This window comes from Candidatus Pantoea multigeneris, assembly GCF_011752615.1.
GTDB classification, from domain to species: Bacteria; Pseudomonadota; Gammaproteobacteria; order Enterobacterales; family Enterobacteriaceae; genus Pantoea; species Pantoea multigeneris.
The window spans coordinates 704026-721009 of the sequence record NZ_VWXF01000001.1; the positions used below are offsets into that span (position 1 = coordinate 704026).

Annotated in this window: 14 protein-coding genes; 4 read left to right on the forward strand and 10 right to left on the reverse strand. The window is 53.3% G+C overall.

All coding sequences use genetic code 11. The features are described 5' to 3' along the window. Positions 1–154 precede the first annotated feature (154 nt). The gene (gene sulA, locus F3J40_RS03350; protein ID WP_026042700.1) at positions 155–643 is read left to right on the forward strand and encodes an SOS-induced cell division inhibitor SulA; all 489 of its coding nucleotides are present in this window, start codon (positions 155–157) and stop codon (positions 641–643) included. Positions 644–1002: 359 nt separating this feature from the next. Next, positions 1003–2085, forward strand: coding sequence for a porin OmpA (gene ompA / locus F3J40_RS03355; protein WP_167012582.1), 1083 nt, complete (start codon positions 1003–1005; stop codon positions 2083–2085). 107 nt (positions 2086–2192) lie between these two features. Here the strand turns inward: ompA and matP are convergent, their stop codons facing one another. Beyond that, positions 2193–2678, reverse strand: a complete 486-nt coding sequence (gene matP / locus F3J40_RS03360) for a macrodomain Ter protein MatP (protein WP_017348430.1) — start codon at positions 2676–2678, stop codon at positions 2193–2195. A 95-nt stretch (positions 2679–2773) separates the two neighbouring features. On the opposite strand from matP, the gene F3J40_RS03365 reads away from it, so the two are divergent. Further along, positions 2774–4594, forward strand: a complete 1821-nt coding sequence (locus F3J40_RS03365) for an AAA family ATPase (RefSeq protein WP_167012930.1) — start codon at positions 2774–2776, stop codon at positions 4592–4594. A gap of 87 nt (positions 4595–4681) precedes the next feature. Further along, positions 4682–5200 (forward strand): bifunctional 3-hydroxydecanoyl-ACP dehydratase/trans-2-decenoyl-ACP isomerase, encoded by a 519-nt coding sequence (gene fabA / locus F3J40_RS03370; RefSeq protein ID WP_017348432.1) that lies wholly within the window; start codon positions 4682–4684, stop codon positions 5198–5200. A 77-nt stretch (positions 5201–5277) separates the two neighbouring features. On the opposite strand, the gene rmf is transcribed toward fabA, so the two are convergent. The 9 genes from rmf to F3J40_RS03415 all read right to left on the reverse strand — a co-directional run bounded on the left by rmf (position 5278) and on the right by F3J40_RS03415 (position 16938). Next, a complete protein-coding gene (gene rmf, locus F3J40_RS03375; protein WP_071524412.1) occupies positions 5278–5442 on the reverse strand; it encodes a ribosome modulation factor in 165 nt (54 codons plus the stop codon). Between the two features lie 164 nt (positions 5443–5606). Next, the gene (pqiC, locus tag F3J40_RS03380) at positions 5607–6188 is read right to left on the reverse strand and encodes a membrane integrity-associated transporter subunit PqiC (protein ID WP_167012583.1); all 582 of its coding nucleotides are present in this window, start codon (positions 6186–6188) and stop codon (positions 5607–5609) included. Continuing rightward, entirely contained in the window at positions 6185–7825 is a 1641-nt protein-coding gene (gene pqiB / locus F3J40_RS03385; protein ID WP_167012584.1) for an intermembrane transport protein PqiB, read from the reverse strand. The genes pqiC and pqiB overlap by 4 nt, the downstream gene beginning before the upstream one ends. Next, the gene (pqiA, locus tag F3J40_RS03390) at positions 7812–9080 is read right to left on the reverse strand and encodes a membrane integrity-associated transporter subunit PqiA (protein WP_167012585.1); all 1269 of its coding nucleotides are present in this window, start codon (positions 9078–9080) and stop codon (positions 7812–7814) included. Before pqiA ends, pqiB begins: the two co-directional genes overlap by 14 nt. Positions 9081–9094: 14 nt before the next feature. Continuing rightward, complete coding sequence (locus F3J40_RS03395; protein ID WP_167012586.1) at positions 9095–11011, reverse strand: ABC transporter ATP-binding protein; 1917 nt, start codon at positions 11009–11011, stop codon at positions 9095–9097. 4 nt (positions 11012–11015) lie between these two features. Beyond that, on the reverse strand, positions 11016–13133 hold the full coding sequence (rlmKL, locus tag F3J40_RS03400; protein WP_167012587.1) for a bifunctional 23S rRNA (guanine(2069)-N(7))-methyltransferase RlmK/23S rRNA (guanine(2445)-N(2))-methyltransferase RlmL: 2118 nt from the start codon (positions 13131–13133) through the stop codon (positions 11016–11018). Positions 13134–13314: 181 nt separating this feature from the next. Then, positions 13315–13857, reverse strand: a complete 543-nt coding sequence (locus F3J40_RS03405; protein WP_017348438.1) for a cell division protein ZapC — start codon at positions 13855–13857, stop codon at positions 13315–13317. Positions 13858–14011: 154 nt separating this feature from the next. Continuing rightward, a complete protein-coding gene (gene pyrD, locus F3J40_RS03410) occupies positions 14012–15022 on the reverse strand; it encodes a quinone-dependent dihydroorotate dehydrogenase (RefSeq protein WP_167012588.1) in 1011 nt (336 codons plus the stop codon). A gap of 605 nt (positions 15023–15627) precedes the next feature. Continuing rightward, complete coding sequence (locus tag F3J40_RS03415) at positions 15628–16938, reverse strand: flippase (RefSeq protein WP_167012589.1); 1311 nt, start codon at positions 16936–16938, stop codon at positions 15628–15630. Between the last annotated feature and the right edge of the window lie 46 nt (positions 16939–16984).

Sequence of the window (16984 nt, forward strand, 5' to 3'; positions counted from 1 at the left end):
AGTTTATAAGATATGGAAAAAGCCATGCGGGCAGCAACTGCTAACTGATGAGACGTGCAGAATTTGAGAGCCGTTTTCAGAAATTAAGGTTGATCTTTGTCCAGGAAGCAATTACTGTATATCCATACAGGCCCACTACTGAGTGATGACATTTATGCGTACACAACATATCACCGCCTCTGGTTTTCGCACCCACTTCAGCTCCACATCAGCCCCGCAATCTGGCGGTGGCATTACCGAATTAAGGTGCAGTGAACAGCTCGGAATGTTGCAAATGTTGTTACTGCCACTGTTACAGCAACTCAGCCAACAATCTCGCTGGCAGCTTTGGCTTACCCCCGCGCATAAACTGAACCGCGCATGGTTGCAGCAGTCGGGTTTGCCGCTGGAAAAAAGTATGCATATCGCGGATTCGGATCGCTACAATGCCGTTGAAGCGATGATAAAAGCTCTAAAAACAGGCAACTATAGTGTTGTGGTTGCGTGGGTACCTTATGATTTGAATGAGCAAGAGCGTCAGGCGCTGGAAAAAGCAGCAGCGGAAGGCGAAGCGATGGGGCTAATTTTGCGCGCCAGCGAACCCCAGGATGCCCTGCAACGACCAAAAAATGGTCTAAAGATTCAGTCAGATTTGTTTCATTGAGTAAAAATAAGAGTTTTCTCAGCGATTATCACGACCAGCTCGTCGCTAAGCCACTGATTCTTTTACTTCCAGCAATCACAATAGCTTAGCGACTTTTTAGCCCTTTGTTCCACATTAGTTATTACCGTGTAATTATTAGTATTTATGTATAAAACCCTGTTTTTTTTCTGTATAGCCCCTCAGCACACTTGTAACTTTCCAATCTCGTTGTAGACTTTACCTCGCTAGGGTGCTCAAAAACTTCCGGAACTTCCGCTTCTCGGTAGAGTCAAAAGCGAGCTTCAGGACCCGGCAAAGGAATAACACAAAGAGCAACATATTTTGCTCATTGCCTATTTGGATGATAACGAGGCGCAAAAATGAAAAAGACAGCTATCGCAATTGCAGTGGCACTGGCTGGCTTCGCTACCGTAGCGCAGGCCGCTCCGAAAGATGACACCTGGTACACCGGTGCTAAACTGGGCTGGTCTCAGTACCACGATACCGGAAACTACGGTAACGGTTACCTAAACAACAACGGTCCAACTCACGAAAGCCAACTGGGCGCAGGTGCATTCCTGGGCTATCAGGCGAACCCATACCTGGGCTTCGAGCTGGGCTATGACTGGCTGGGCCGTATGCCTTACAAAGGCACTGTTGACGCGACTCACGGCAACGGCGCATTCAAAGCACAAGGCGTACAGCTGACTGCTAAACTGAGCTACCCAATCACTGACGATCTGGACGTGTACACCCGTCTGGGCGGCATGGTATGGCGTGCAGACGGTACTCAGAACAACGGTACCTATGGCCGTTTCAAAGACCACGACTCTGGCGTATCTCCGCTGGCAGCCGTTGGTGTTGAATATGCTCTGACCAAAAACTGGGCAACCCGTCTGGATTACCAGTGGGTTAACAACATCGGTGATGCGCAGACTGTTGGCGCACGTCCAGACAACGCCACTCTGAGCGTTGGCCTGTCTTACCGTTTCGGTCAGGATGAAGATGCAGCACCAGTAGTTGCACCAGCACCTGCTCCAGCTCCAGTTGTTGAAACCAAGCGTTTCACCCTGAAGTCTGACGTTCTGTTCACCTTCAACAAATCAACTCTGAAGCCAGAAGGCCGCCAGGCACTGGATCAGCTGTACTCTCAGCTGAGCAATCTGGATCCGAAAGATGGTTCTGTTGTAGTTCTGGGCTTCACCGACCGTATCGGTTCTGACCAGTACAACCAGAAGCTGTCTGAGCAGCGCGCACAGTCTGTTGTAGATTACCTGGTATCTAAAGGTATCCCTTCTAACAAGATCTCTGCACGTGGCCAGGGTAAATCTAATCCAGTTACTGGTAGCACCTGTAACACCGTGAAGGCGCGTAAAGCCCTGATCGACTGCCTGGCACCAGATCGTCGCGTTGAAATCGACGTGCGTGGTGTTAAAGACGTGGTAACTCAGCCTCAGGCTTAAGTTAACCATAAGAAAAACCCCGCTCAGGCGGGGTTTTTTGTGGCTGTTATTCAGCATTCATCGATATACTCCGGTAAAAAAGCCATTGCAGTGCATACCCGGATTGCCTAACTCTCTCCACTGCCAGAACTACTCTCGCTATCACTGCCGCCAAGAATGGCCTGAAGGTCTTGTTTCAGGCTCGACATTTGCGTCGCGTATTTCTCTTTGCGTTCAGCGTCTTCGATAAGCTGGACAATGGTTTCTGACAGCGTCAAATCACGACGTTGAGCCAAAGCGGCCAGCCGTTGCCAGACCAGATACTCAAGATCGATCGATTTCTTACGCGTGTGCTGATGTTCCGCATTGAAATGGCGCTTCCGCCGGGCGCGAATGGTCTGTTTGAGGCGATTATCCAGATCGGGATGAATATGTTGTTCAATCCACTCGGCAACCTCAACCGGACGATTCTCCAGCGTCAGTAGTGCTTCCACTGCCGCCTGGGCAGCGCTGAGTTCCAGATAACGTGTAATCAGCTCACCCTCCCGGTGTTTTTTCACCAGGTATTTCCATTTCCATCCACTTTCAAGATTTTCGAGTTGCTGGTATTTCATCGGAATCTCATCGTGATCGCGTAACGATTTAAGAATAACAGCTTTTTTCCTGGATGCAGTAAGTAAAAACGTCCAGAGTCGCTCACCGCTTAACAATCAACTCCGCAGTGCTTAACCGCAGCGATTACGCTATAATCGCGCCTTTGTTTAATCGGACCAAAGCGAATATTTTGACCAGTACTCAACTTCCGTGGCAAGCCCTGCAGCCAGATAGCCAACGCTATCAATCCGTTTTTTCGCAACTTGCTAATAACGAGTGCGACGACGTACTGGCTGAAGTTCAGCCGCGACTCCTGAGTGCGCTGGATATGCTGCAGCAACAGCAAGGCAGCTTCCCACTGCTACTGATCCGTAGCCAGGAAAACCAGGAATACATGGCGCAAATCAGCGCCGCAGCCGAGCGTTATACGCCGCCTGCCGAAACCCTGTTTGGTGGCGACTACCTGATTAAAGAAAACTGCATCACCCTGCTTCCCGCCACCGATGCCTCAGCACCGTTTACCGCACAGGGTGGCGTGCACTATGCCGAATGGTTCGAGCCTGAGCAGCTGTTTGGCTGCCTGCGTCAATACCGCGATACGCTGACCCTTGAACCCGGCCTGTTGCATCAGGCTAACGGCGGCACCTTAATTCTTTCAGTACGCACGTTACTGAGCCAGCCTTTGATGTGGATGCGCCTGAAAACCGCCATTCTACAGCAGCAGCTTGCCTGGACATCACAAGATGAACGCCAGCCGCTACCGGTACACATTCCGCCAATGCCATTAGATTTGCGCCTGATTCTGTGCGGCGAGCGCGATGCATTGGCCGAGTTCCAGGAGATGGAACCGGAGTACCACGAGCTGGCTATCTACAGCGAATTCGAAGAAAACCTACAGATTCTCGATGAAGAAGAGATGACTGCCTGGTGTCACTGGATTCGCACGCTGGCAGCAGAAGCAGGCTTACCTGAACCGCAAACCGATTTCTGGCCGCTGTTAATCAATGAGGGCGTTCGCTATACCGGTGAGCAGGATACCCTGCCGCTGTGCCCACGTTGGTTACTGCGCCAGCTCCGTGAGACAGCCTCAGGTTCTGAGGTTATCGATCGGGCCAGCTATCAGGACGCACTCGACGCCCGTAGCTGGCGTGAAGGCTACCTGGCGGAGCGGATGCGCGATGAAATTCTGCAAGATCAGATCCGCATTGAAACCGATGGCGAAGCGGTTGGTCAGATCAACGGCTTGTCTGTGATTGAGTTCCCTGGCCATCCGCGTGCCTGGGGCGATCCCTCGCGTATTACCTGTGTGGTGCATCCAGGCGATGGCGAGTTTATGGATATCGAACGTAAGGCCGAGCTGGGTGGCAACATTCACGCCAAAGGCATGATGATTATGCAGGCCTACCTGACCGCTGAGCTGGAGCTGGATCAGCAGCTCCCCTTCTCTGCCTCGGTAGTGTTTGAGCAATCCTACTCCGAAGTAGATGGCGACAGCGCTTCACTGGCAGAGCTGTGTGTAATGATCAGCGCCCTGGCTGAGCAGCCGATTAATCAACAGATTGCCGTGACCGGTTCTGTCGATCAGTTCGGCAACGTCCAGCCTGTGGGTGGGTTGAATGAGAAAATTGAAGGCTTCTTCGACGTCTGCCAGCAGCGTGAACTGACGGGCAAACAAGGTGTAATTATTCCTGCCAGCAACCAGCGTCATCTCAGCTTACACAGCGAAGTGGTGGCTGCGGTTGAACGTGGCGAGTTCCATATCTGGGCGATTGACCAGATTGATGAGGCGTTACCGCTGCTTTGCGGCATGGCATGGCGCAGTGAAAATGAGCAAGACGAATGCCTGTTACATAAGATTCAGGAACGTATTGCCTTGTTCAATCAACCAGAGCCTCGCGAGCGCCCTTGGTTGTTGCGCTGGCTGAACTGGTTTTAACTGGTTTAACCACCACTGATTTATTTGCCCGGCTTATATCTCTAAGATACTATTTGAGCTTCATTAAAATAAGGTTATACAAAAAATATGGTTGATAAACGCGAGTCCTATACCAAGGAAGACCTGATTGCTTCTGGCCGTGGTGAACTGTTTGGCGAAAACGGTCCGCCGTTGCCGTCAGGCAATATGCTGATGATGGACCGTGTGGTCAAAATGACCGAAGACGGTGGTAATTTTGATAAAGGATTTGTAGAAGCAGAACTGGATATTCATCCGGACCTGTGGTTCTTTGGTTGCCACTTCACCGGTGACCCGGTAATGCCTGGCTGTCTGGGTCTGGATGCGATGTGGCAGCTGGTTGGCTTCTACCTGGGCTGGTTAGGTGCAGAAGGTAAAGGCCGTGCACTGGGCGTAGGTGAAGTTAAATTCACCGGCCAGGTTCTGCCAGTGGCGAAGAAAGTCACTTACAAAATTCACTTCAAGCGCGTGATTAACCGTAAACTGGTAATGGGCGTTGCAGACGGTGAAGTATTTGTTGATGGCAACCTGATCTACAGCGCCAGCGACCTGAAAGTCGGTCTGTTCAAAGATACCACCGTATTCTGATACACCAGCATCTCTGAATTACGCATAAAAAAACCTCCGCTGCAAAGCGGAGGTTGTTTCCTTTTAGTGACAGCCGGTTATGCAACCGCCCTGTCCTCCATGGCTTGTCGCCAACCTCCCAGCCAGTGAGACCGAGCGTCCAGGGTTTGATAAGGACAAAGCTCTTTTGAGCGTCCCGTAATACCTGCCTGATAACCCCGTGATTGGGCGCGTTCTAAACGATCTCGTTTCTGTCTCTTCATACCTCGTTTCCCTCATTCAGGTCTGGTGGAATCTGGTGGAAAGATAGGAGTGGCGTTTTTTCGTTCGCCACTCCCCTGTTCTACCGTCATGGGATGAAAAGATCAATGCAAAATCTTCATATCAACGTCATAAATTGGACGCTAAAATGCAGCATTTCGCAATATCAGCGAGTTAGCCCCCCGCTGGATGCCTGACTATTTTGAGCGATTTGCTGTGCGACCTGTTGCCAGCCTTGTGCCAGAGTTTTCACCAGTGCATCGTAGCCATCTTGCTGTTGCGGCAGCGCCAGATTAAATTCACGGCGTGTGATCTGCCCCTGATGCTGCAGCACCCATGCCCCGCTCACGATCACCCGGCCGTCATAACGGCCGTGGAAGCCACTGACCGAAACATCCAGCGTATCATGCGTATCTCCCAGCGGCGTTGCCGAGACTAACCGGCCAGGCATCGCCCGGCTGAGGTTGCTGACCAGCGTTTGCTTGAGTTGCTGATCCAGCGGGCTTCCCCAGAGATTGCTGGTGGCAATCACATACTTCACCTCACTGGTTTGGTAAACCAGCCCATTACCCACCAGATAATCCGGCACGCTAACCTGCTCGACCCAAATTGCGGGTTGCGTGCTGTCAGCCGTGGTGGTTACCGCTGAGACAGTGCTGTCCGTTGGCAACTGATAATAGGTGGTTGTCGGGGTGCTACTGCACCCCACCATCAGCAGCACAGCGGCCGCAAAAAGACTTTTTCTCACGGTTTTACTCCCTTCGGCTGCGGATCTTTACCGGGTTTGGCTTCAAAGACCAAAGCATTGCTCTTGGTGTTCAGGGTTTGCAGTACAGGTTGCAGTTCGCGCATGACCTGATCAAGACGCTGCATATCGCCCACCAGGCGGTTATAAGCCGGTGAACCAGGTTGCAGCCCCTTCATGGTACGGTTCAGCTCACGCAGCGTTTGCTGTGTTTCTGCCGGCAGCGTTTTCATCGCTGGGCTAGCGGTAATTTTGTTCAAATTATCCACTGTGGTTTGCAGTTCACGCAGCGTTTGCTGGCCCTGTTTCAGCGTTCCGGTTGCTTGTGAAACCATGTCGTTCAACGGCAGGGAGTTAATCTTATCCAGCGCCGCCACCAGTTTTTGCTGAATCTGGCTCAGTCCACCACTCACCGTCGGGATAACTTCATAGCCCACAACTTTAGCCGGACCACGATAAGGTGCCGCGTTGTCGTAGAAGTCGAGGTCGATATACAGCGATCCAGACAGCAGATTGCCGGTTTTGAGCGAAGCGCGCAGCCCCTGCTTCATACCGTCATGGAGATGCTGCTCAAGATCAAAGTTACCCAGTCGCTTAATAAAGCGATCCGGTTCAATGCGAATCAGCACCGGAATACGGTAGTCATTATTCAGCGCCTGCATGATGTTATTGTTCATGTAAGGCACTTCAGAAACCGTCCCGACGCGAATACCACGGAATTCGACCGGCGCACCCTGTTGCAGACCGCGAATCGAATCGGTAAAGAAGGTCAGGAAGTCGATATGATTGGTATACAGCGAATCCTGGATACTGCGCTGGCTGTCAAACAGGTGGTAGTCAGCCTGGTTTTCCGCTACCTGACCCAACTCCCAGCCATCTGGCACATCAAAGCTCACACCGCCACTGAACAGCGTCGTCAGCGATCCCATCTCCACGCGCAGGCCCGCCGAGGACATATCCACCGCGATACCGCTGTCCTTCCAGAAACGCACATTGGTGGTGACCAGACGATCATAAGGTGCCGCAATAAACAGCTGATAGGTCATCATGCGCTTTTCGGTATCAAACGCGCTGGTTTCAACCGAGCCGACGCGGTATCCCCGGAACAACACGGGATCGCCCGGATTGAGCTGACCCGCTTTGTTACTGTCGAGCACCACGCGAATGCCTTTCGCATCCGGTGGCGCTAACGGTGGCGCATCCAGTAGCTGATAGTGCTCTGGCTCATCGCCTTTATTGCCGGGCTGCAATTCAATATAGGCACCTGACAACAGCGTGTTCAGTCCGGTCACCCCTTCGCGACCAATTTGGGGTTTCACCACCCAAAAGACGCTGTCGCCGTGCAGCAGTTTTTCCATGCCTGAATTAAGTCGGGCTTTGATTTCAACATGATGCAGGTCGTCGGTCAGCACTGCGCTTTCCACCACGCCCACATCGACGCTACGGCTTTTAATGGTGGTTTTCCCGGCTTCGATACCTTCAGCATTTTCGGTGATTAAAGTGACTTCCGGCCCTAAATGGCTAAAGTGCCAGTAAAGGATCCAGCCACCAATCAGCAACGTCACGATCGGTACGATCCATACCGGGGACCAGCGTTTGATCTGATCGACCCTGGCGAGGCCATGATTATTGTCCGTCAAGCCGAGGCTCCTTTGTTTGAGGCTCTTGTAAACGATCCCAGCACAGGCGGGGATCGAAGGTGATAGCGGCAATCATCGTGATGATGACCACCAGGGCAAACAGCAGTGCCCCAAGCGCGGGCGATACGCTCATAAGCCGTCCCATCCGCACCAGCGCGGAGAGCACAGCAATAACAAATACATCGATCATTGACCAGCGGCCAACGAACTCCACGACTTCATAAATGCGGTGCATTTTTTCCCGGTCAGGCTGCCCGCGTCCGCTGGCTCCCCAACACAGCCAGCCCATCGCCAACATTTTCAGCGTCGGGACCATGATGCTGGCAATAAAAATCACCAGCGCGACCGGGTACGATCCATCACTCCACAGCAAAATAACCCCTGCCATGATATTCGACGGATAAGACGTACCAAGGGTTTCCGTCACCATGATCGGTAACAGATTCGCAGGGATATAGAGCATCACAGCGGTACACAACAGCGCCAGCGTCCACTGCAAACTATGGCGTCGCCGTGGGTGAGCACGCACGCCGCAACGTGGGCAGTCAAGTTGATCGGCAGGTAACACAGCCGTGCAGCATGGGCAGGAACGTAACCCCTGGCTCAGGCCGCTAACCCCTTTTTGCGGGGTAAACGGCAGCGCAGGCAGCGGTGAAATTTGCTGCCATACCCAACGTTTATCCACACACTGGAAGGCACGCAGTTGCAACAAACAGAACAGACACCACGGCCAGAAGCTGATTTCGAGGCCAATCTGCCCGTATGCCATGAGTTTTACAAAGCTGACAAGAATGCCAACCATGAAGATTTCAGCCATTCCCCAACTGCGCAGGTCAAACAGGACGCGCGCCAGCCCGACCCGCAGCCGATGCGGCATACGCACACGGTTAACCAGCAACAGAATGGTAATCATGCAGAACGCCGGAACGCCCTGGACAAACAGCAGGAAGAGTGTTGCCAGGCTGCTGTAGTTGTCCGACACCATGACCTGGGGGATTTGTGGCAAGGAAATGCCGCTGCTGAGGCCTGCGACATTCATCGTGATAAACGGAAACAAGTTCGCCAGCACCAACATAAACAGCGCCGCCAGAGCGTATCCGCTCGGGCGACGACGAGGCTCATGCCAGTGAGTCTGAAGCGTTGTGTGGCAGCGCGGGCATGAAGCCTTGCTGCCAACAGGAACAGGCGGCAGTTGTACCGTTAAATCACACTGCGGGCAGAGTTTCCACCCTTGCGGTTTTTCTGCGCTACACATTCCTTTATCCCTTGTTATGCGCCGCCGTTTTTCAGCGCCTCCAGCTCTTCCCAACGCAGGAATGCTGTTTCCAGCTCCTGTTCAGTCTGAGCCAGTTCATCCAGCACCGGCTGCGTTTTGTCATGCGGCTGGCTAAAGAAGTCAGGATGACTCATTTTAGCCTGCAATTCACCTACTCGCGCTTCCAGCGTCTCTAACTTTTGCGGCAGCTGTTCCAGCTCACGCGCCAAATTAAAGCTCAGTTTCCCCGCCGGACGCTTAGCAGTTTCGGTTTTTTCCACCGGTTTTGCTGCCGTTGGTGCTTTACTCACCGGAGCTGATTTCTTCTGCTTATAGGCGGCACGTTGTTGCTGCGCATCATGGTAGCCTCCGACAAAGGCACCAATCTCACCGTTGCCTTCGAAGATCCAGCACTCAGTCACGGTGTTATCGACGAACTGACGGTCGTGGCTGACCAGCATGACCGTGCCCTGATAGCCGTCAACCAGTTCTTCCAGCAGCTCCAGCGTTTCAACGTCGAGGTCGTTAGTCGGTTCATCGAGAATCAGCAGGTTGCTAGGCTTAAGGAACAGGCGCGCCAGCAGCAGGCGGTTACGCTCTCCACCAGAAAGCGCACGCACCGGCGTCATCGCGCGTTTTGGATGGAACAGGAAGTCTTGCAGATAGCCGAGCACGTGGCGCGGCTTGCCGTTGACCATCACTTCCTGCTTACCTTCTGCCAGGTTGTCCATGACGGTGCGATCCGGGTCCAGTTCAGCACGGTGCTGGTCAAAGTAGGCGATTTCCAGCTTGGTACCACAGTGAACGCGGCCGCTATCCGCTTTAAGTTGATCCAGCATCAGGCGCAGCAAGGTGGTTTTACCGCAGCCATTCGGCCCGATAAGGGCGATTTTGTCGCCACGCTGTACCTGGCTGGAGAAGTTGTTCACCAGCGTTTTGCCGTCTACCGCATAGTTGACGTTTTCCAGCTCAAAGACGATTTTACCCGAACGTGACGCTTCACCCACCTGCATGTTGGCTTTGCCCATCACTTCGCGACGTTCTGAACGCTCACGACGCAGGGCTTTCAGTGCGCGCACGCGCCCTTCGTTACGGGTACGACGCGCTTTAATGCCCTGGCGGATCCACACTTCTTCCTGCGCCAGCTTGCGGTCAAACTCCGCGTTTTGCATCTCTTCAACGCGCAGGGCTTCTTCTTTCGCCAGCAGATATTGGTCGTAGTCACCCGGCCATGACACCAGCTTACCGCGATCCAGGTCGACGATACGCGTCGCCATATTGCGGATAAACGAACGGTCGTGCGAGATAAACACGATGCTGCCGGTGAAGGTTTTGAGGAAGGTTTCCAGCCAGTCGATGGTTTCGATATCGAGGTGGTTGGTCGGTTCATCCAGCATTAACACACGTGGGTTACTGACCAGCGCACGGCCCAGCGCCGCTTTACGCAGCCAGCCGCCCGAAAGCGAAGAGAGCTCGGTATCCGCTTCCAGGCCAATCTGCTGGAGGACGTCGTTAATGCGGCTGTCTAACTGCCACAGGTTCTGGTGGTCCAGAATCGTTTGCAGACGCCCCATTTCGTTGAGGTTTTTTTCACTAGGATCTTCCATCACCAGATGGGAGATCGCGTGGTAAGCCTTGAGGTGTTCAGCCTGTTCAGCCACACCTTCTGCCACGAAGTCATACACCGAACCGGTGATATTACGCGGTGGGTCCTGTTGCAGGCGAGCAACCACCAGATCCTGTTCATAAATAATACGGCCATCATCCAACCCCTGCTCGCGGTTGATGATTTTCATCAGGGTTGATTTCCCCGCGCCGTTACGGCCGACCAGACAAACCCGCTCATTTTCTTCGATGTGGAGTTCGGTGTTGTCCAGCAATGGCGCATCACTGAAAGAGAGATAAGCGCCGTGAATACTGATTAAAGACATCTGATTATTCCTTCCCGGCGTGGGTGACCAGCCAGCAGTTATGAATATGACGGTTACGGGCAAAGTCCTGCGACTGGGTTTTCTGCGTGATTTCCTGCGCTTTTAAGCCCAGGGCCGCGATCCCTTCGAGATCCATTTTGAAGCCACGTTTGTTATTGGAGAACATGATGGTGCCGCCCTGACGCAGCAGGCGTTTCAGGTTGCGCATCAGCATCATGTGATCACGCTGCACATCAAAGCTCTCTTCCATACGTTTGGAGTTGGAGAACGTCGGCGGATCGATGAAGATCAGGTCGAACTGCTCATCACTTTCCTGCAACCAGCTCAGGCAGTCGGCGTGCATCAGGCGATGCTGACGGCCGCTCAGGCCATTGAGGCGCATGTTGCGTTCTGCCCACTCCAGATAAGTGCGCGACATATCGACGGTAGTGGTCGAACGCGCACCGCCCAGACCCGCGTGAACGCTGGCGCTGCCGGTGTAGGAGAACAGGTTGAGGAAGTCTTTGCCTTCGCTCATTTTGCCCAACATTTTACGGGCGATACGGTGGTCGAGGAACAGGCCGGTATCGAGGTAATCGGTGAGGTTTACCCACAGACGCGCGTTGTACTCCTGCACTTCGAAGTAGTCACCTTTTTCCGCCAGTTTTTGATACTGGTTGGTGCCCTTTTGACGTTCGCGCGTTTTCAGTACCAGGCGGTTCGCCGGGATTTCCAGCACGCTGAGCGTGGCACCAATGACATCAAACAGGCGTTGGCGCGCTTTAGTGGCATCAACCGTTTTCGGCGGCGCGTACTCCTGAACCACCACCCAGTCAGCGTAGCGATCGACTGCTACGTTGTATTCCGGCAGGTCGGCATCATACAGGCGATAACATTCAATCCCTTCCTGACGCGCCCACTTCTCGAGCTTTTTGATGTTTTTACGCAGGCGATTGGCGAAGTCTTCACCAATTTGTGCCCCACCCGCGTTGGTGTTAACAGAGAGCTGATAGTTTTTCTGCACGCAGTCCAGCGGGCCATTTTTGGCTTTAAACTGGCGATCGGCACGCAGTTGCAGGCAGCTCAGCAGTTCCGGCGATCCGCTGAAGATCGAGAGGTTCCAGCCACCAAAATGCTGTTTGAGGATGCGACCAAACTGGCTGTGCAGCGCGATCAGTGCTGGTTCGCTTTCCAGACGCTCACCGTACGGTGGGTTGGTCAGTACCGTACCGGTGGTTTCGGTTTCTGCCAGCGGATTCTTCAGCTTGAGCAGGTCTTGCTGCGCAAAGGTGAAGAGTTCGGCCACGCCTGCGCGACGGGCATTGGCACGTGCCCATTCCAGCACGCGGTTATCCTGGTCGTAACCAAAGAAGCGCGCGGTGGTGGCGGCCGTTCCCGCTTTGGCGCGTTGCAGTGCTTCCTGACGTACTTCACGCCACAGCGCATCCTGGTGTTTTTTCCAACCGGTGAAGCCCCAGCGGCTGCGCAGCAGGCCCGGAGCACGATCGCACGCGATCAACGCAGCTTCGATCAACAGCGTACCGGAACCACACATTGGGTCGATCAGTGGGCTGTTTTTTTCCCAGCCAGAACGCATCACAATGGCCGCAGCCAGCGTCTCTTTCAGCGGTGCTGCGCCGGTTTGCTGGCGATAGCCGCGCTGATGCAGCGAGTCACCGCTTAAATCAAGGGCAATGCTGGCACGGTCTTTATTCAGCCAGACGTTGATGCGAATATCCGGCAGTTCACGATCGACGTTCGGGCGTTCCAGATTTTTGCGGGTGAAGCTGTCAACGATGGCATCTTTTACCTTCAACGCACCGAACTGGCTGTTGCGGATCTCATCGTTGGTGCCGCTGAAGTGGACAGCAAAGGTGGTGTTGCTGTCAAAGAGTTCGGTCCAGGGAACAGATTGTGCGCCAACGTACAGATCAAGGTCGCTGTAGACGCCGAATTCTCCCAGTGGCAGCAAAATACGTGAAGCAATGCGGCTCCACAGCAGGCTTTGGTACATAACACGGTCATCGGCACTGAAGTGCACGCCGCCCTGCACTACCTGCAAATCCTGCGCACCCAGTGCGTCCAGCTCACTTTTTAACAGCTCTTCGAGCCCACGCCCCGTACTGGCAAACAGAGAATTCATATCGTCACTTTTACTCTTAAGAAAATTGCTGCGCATTATAGCGGATCAGCGCCCGGAGTCATAAGGATATACCCACCCAAGCGGATGTCGTATGCAGAGACACGGGAGACTGCGCCTTAAGGGGCAGACAGGGGGATTAACAGAGACGCCATCGCGCAGGCGAATGGCGTTAGAATCAGGCTCAGACAGCCTGAGCGTAGCGGGCTGATTTCGCCTGGTAGTTCAGTTGCAGGCGGTCGTTCATCACTTTTATCGCATCACCCAGTACCATATTTTTTCCCGCCAGGGTGAGTGCCGGTTGGGCCAGCAGGCAGAGTGTTGCGGCATCGCTGCATTCAATCGCCAGCAGGCGCGCTTTTTCGCCACTTTCCGCCACGGTGACTTCCAGCATTGATCCTACCGTGGGTTGCCACTGGTAGTGATGTGCGGTGAAGTGCCAGCTTTTTGGCATCAGGGGTTTGAGGAAGCGATTTGCCACCAGCGCATTTAGCACCAGTTCCGCCCGGTGAGCCGGGGCCAGTTCATGCTGACGGCAGTGTTCATCAAAGGTGTAATAGAGTGCGGCATCATCAACGGTGAAACCAGAGTGCGAGAACGCATCCGGGGTTAACATTTTTCCGGCAAAGCGGGAGCGAAAAAGCATACCATCCGCCAGATCAAGCATCATCCGGTCATGTTCGGCGTCAAAATACCAGCGCCAGTTGTCGTCAGGTTTGATTTTCATAATGTGCCCTGTAAAAAAACACCGCTGCGTCGATTACCTTTACGCCACGGAGAGAATGCATTCAGGATTGCTGAAAAAAACTCCAGCAGAAAAAAAATATAAACGAGCCAGAGGCAGAAATAAAGCCCCTGGCACGGAATCAGTAAGAAATGGCTTAGAGATGGGTCACAATATCTTTAACCAGGCCCGGCCCTTTATAAATAAATCCGGAATAGACCTGGACCAGTGAAGCACCAGCTGCCATTTTTTCCCGCGCAGAAACCAGGGAATCAATTCCGCCGACGCCAATTATTGGCAGTTGGCCATTAAGTTCTTGTGCCAGTCTTTTTATCACGGCAGTGCTACGAGATTGCACAGGTCGTCCACTGAGACCACCGGCTTCATCGCAGTGACGCAGCCCTTGCACCAGTTGTCTGTCGAGCGTGGTGTTGGTGGCAATCACGCCATCAATTTTGTGTCTTACCAGGCTGTCGGCTATTTGCACCAGTTCGTCTTCATCTAAATCAGGTGCAATTTTGACAGCGACAGGGACATATTTCAGGTGGCGCTGTTGCAGTTCATTTTGACGTTGTTTGATCGATGCCAGTAGATCATCCAGCGCTTCACCGTATTGCAGGGTACGTAATCCTGGCGTGTTAGGCGAAGAGATATTGATGGCAATATAGCTCGCGTGCGCGTAGACCTTGTCCATACAAATGAGGTAATCGTCTTTACCTTGCTCAACCGGCGTGTCTTTATTTTTGCCGATATTGATCCCGAGTATTCCGTCGAAGCGTGCTTTTTTGACGTTTTCGACCAGTTGATCAACACCGTGGTTATTAAAGCCCATACGGTTAATTATCCCTTCCGCTTCCACCAGGCGGAACAAGCGTGGCTTGTCATTTCCGGCCTGCGGACGAGGGGTGACGGTGCCCACTTCAACGAAGCCAAAGCCCATCGCATTGAAGGCGTCAATGCATTCGCCATTTTTATCCAGGCCGGCTGCAAGACCAAGGGCATTTTTGAATGTCAGTCCCATGCAGGTGACCGGGCGTGAAGGTAGCTGTTGGCGGATCAGGCTTTCCAGCGGGGTGCCGCTAATGAAGCGCATTTGCTGAAAGGTCAGTTCGTGGGCACGCTCAGGATCAAGCTTAAACAGCGCCGGTCGGATGATAGGATAAAACATGCACTCTCCTGCAAAGCGGAAGCAAAGGGTTCGTCGGGTGCACGGAAAATTGTGCGCCAGAATGGTAAAGGTGTCTGACGCAAAAGTAAATTACTGGGTGCTGGGTATGGGGGGTGAGGTCAAAACACTCGTCAGTTAAACTGAGATACCTCGGCCTGCCAGGGGCGAGGTCAAAACACTCGTCTGTGAAACCGAGATACCTCGGCCTGTCAGGGCAATCGGGCTGCGACGTGGCTCGCTCCGATTACCCTGCCCTCCGAAATCCATACGGTTGTTTTGCCTGAAAAACACTGCCTGAAATCCAGTGCCCAAAGCGACAAACCGCACGGGCTTCTGACAGCCGCACTGCTGCTTCTGGGAAGATGATGGGGGGTATGACAGCAAATGCCTCTGGCACATGGATGTGCCAGCGGATCGTAGGGATACGGGTTCCTTTGCAGTCATACCCCCCATTGTCTGACCTGCCACCTGAACCCACAGCGGCTTTCCTGCACACTATCTGACCTGCCAACCAAGCCCACAGCGGCTTTCTTGCACACCGTCTGACCTGCCAACCAAGCCCACAGCGGCTTTCCTGCACACTGTCTGACCTGCCAACCAAGCCCTCAACGGCTCTCTATTCCTTCTTCAGAACGTCTTACCGTACTCATCTCTGGCCGCCGCAGGTACTCACGCAAAATCCCGTGGCGCGCCATAATGCTGAAAATACCGATACAGACCAGTAACTCAGCAATCACCATCGACCAGGCAGCACCGATGGCACCGTATTTCCACGCCAGCACACTACAAATCGGAATATTAATCACGCCCGCACCCAGCATGGTAAACATCCGCTCGCGGCGCAGGCCATGGGGGATCAGGATCTGCAACCCCGCGGGATAGGCAATATTGCCAAACAGGAAACAGAGCACAAACACGCGCAACACATCGGCTGAAGGTAAAAATGCCGGCCCGAGTAAAATACGCACCACGTCATCGGCGAAGAAAAAGGTGAAAATCACAATCCCCAGGCTGAGCAGAAAAGAGAACAGCAGACTCTTGCGTGTAGCCGCAATTGCCGCCGCTTTATCACGGGAAAAAAGAAAACTCACGCGCGGGAAAAACGCACTGCCGATCTGCTCTGGTACCGAGTTGGCCGCTTTACGTAACCGATCGGCACCGTTATAGATACCGGTCATATAGCTGGAAGTAAAAGTCGCGAGCAGCAGCACGTTAACACTGTTGAACAGATTCGCACCGGCAATCGCCACAAACACATCCACACTGTCCGTCAGACGCTGCCAAATCTCGCGCGGCTCCAGACGATAACGCCCTACCACCTTCATCTCCACCACGTACTTCAACGTAATCGCGGAACTGATCAGGGAAACCAGGCCTGGAATCAACGCAGCCAGCCAGGTATCTCCGGGAGACTTCACCAGCAGAAACGTCAGCGGAATCGCGCAAAAGTTGCCGAAAGTCGAGATCATCGCCGTCTTACCTAATTTCTCATAGCCCTGCATCAACCAGCCGAAGGAAAACAGCGATCCCAGTAACGCGGTACAGTTCGCCAGAATAATCCAGAACAACCCATGCCACGCGGGGTTAAACCAGGTGGCCGCCAACACCGACCCGCTGGTCACGAGCATTAACAACAACTTGGCATTAAAAGTAGACCAGAAAATCTGCGTGACCCGCGGCTTATCTTCACGGTGATGAGCAATATCTTTGGTGGTATAGACGTTAAAGCCCCAGTCAGAAATGGTGCTGCAATACAGCACACACGCCAGGGCTAACGCTAACACCCCCATATGCTCAACGCCAAGCGTACGCGCCAAATAGGGCAACGTGGCTAAAGGAAACAGAAACGATGCACCGCGATAGGCTAACAGTGACAATATATTTATAACCAATGCTTTATCGAGAACTTTTGCCATAACACCACAATCCTGATGCTGATATTATTTTACCTTCGCACGTCTC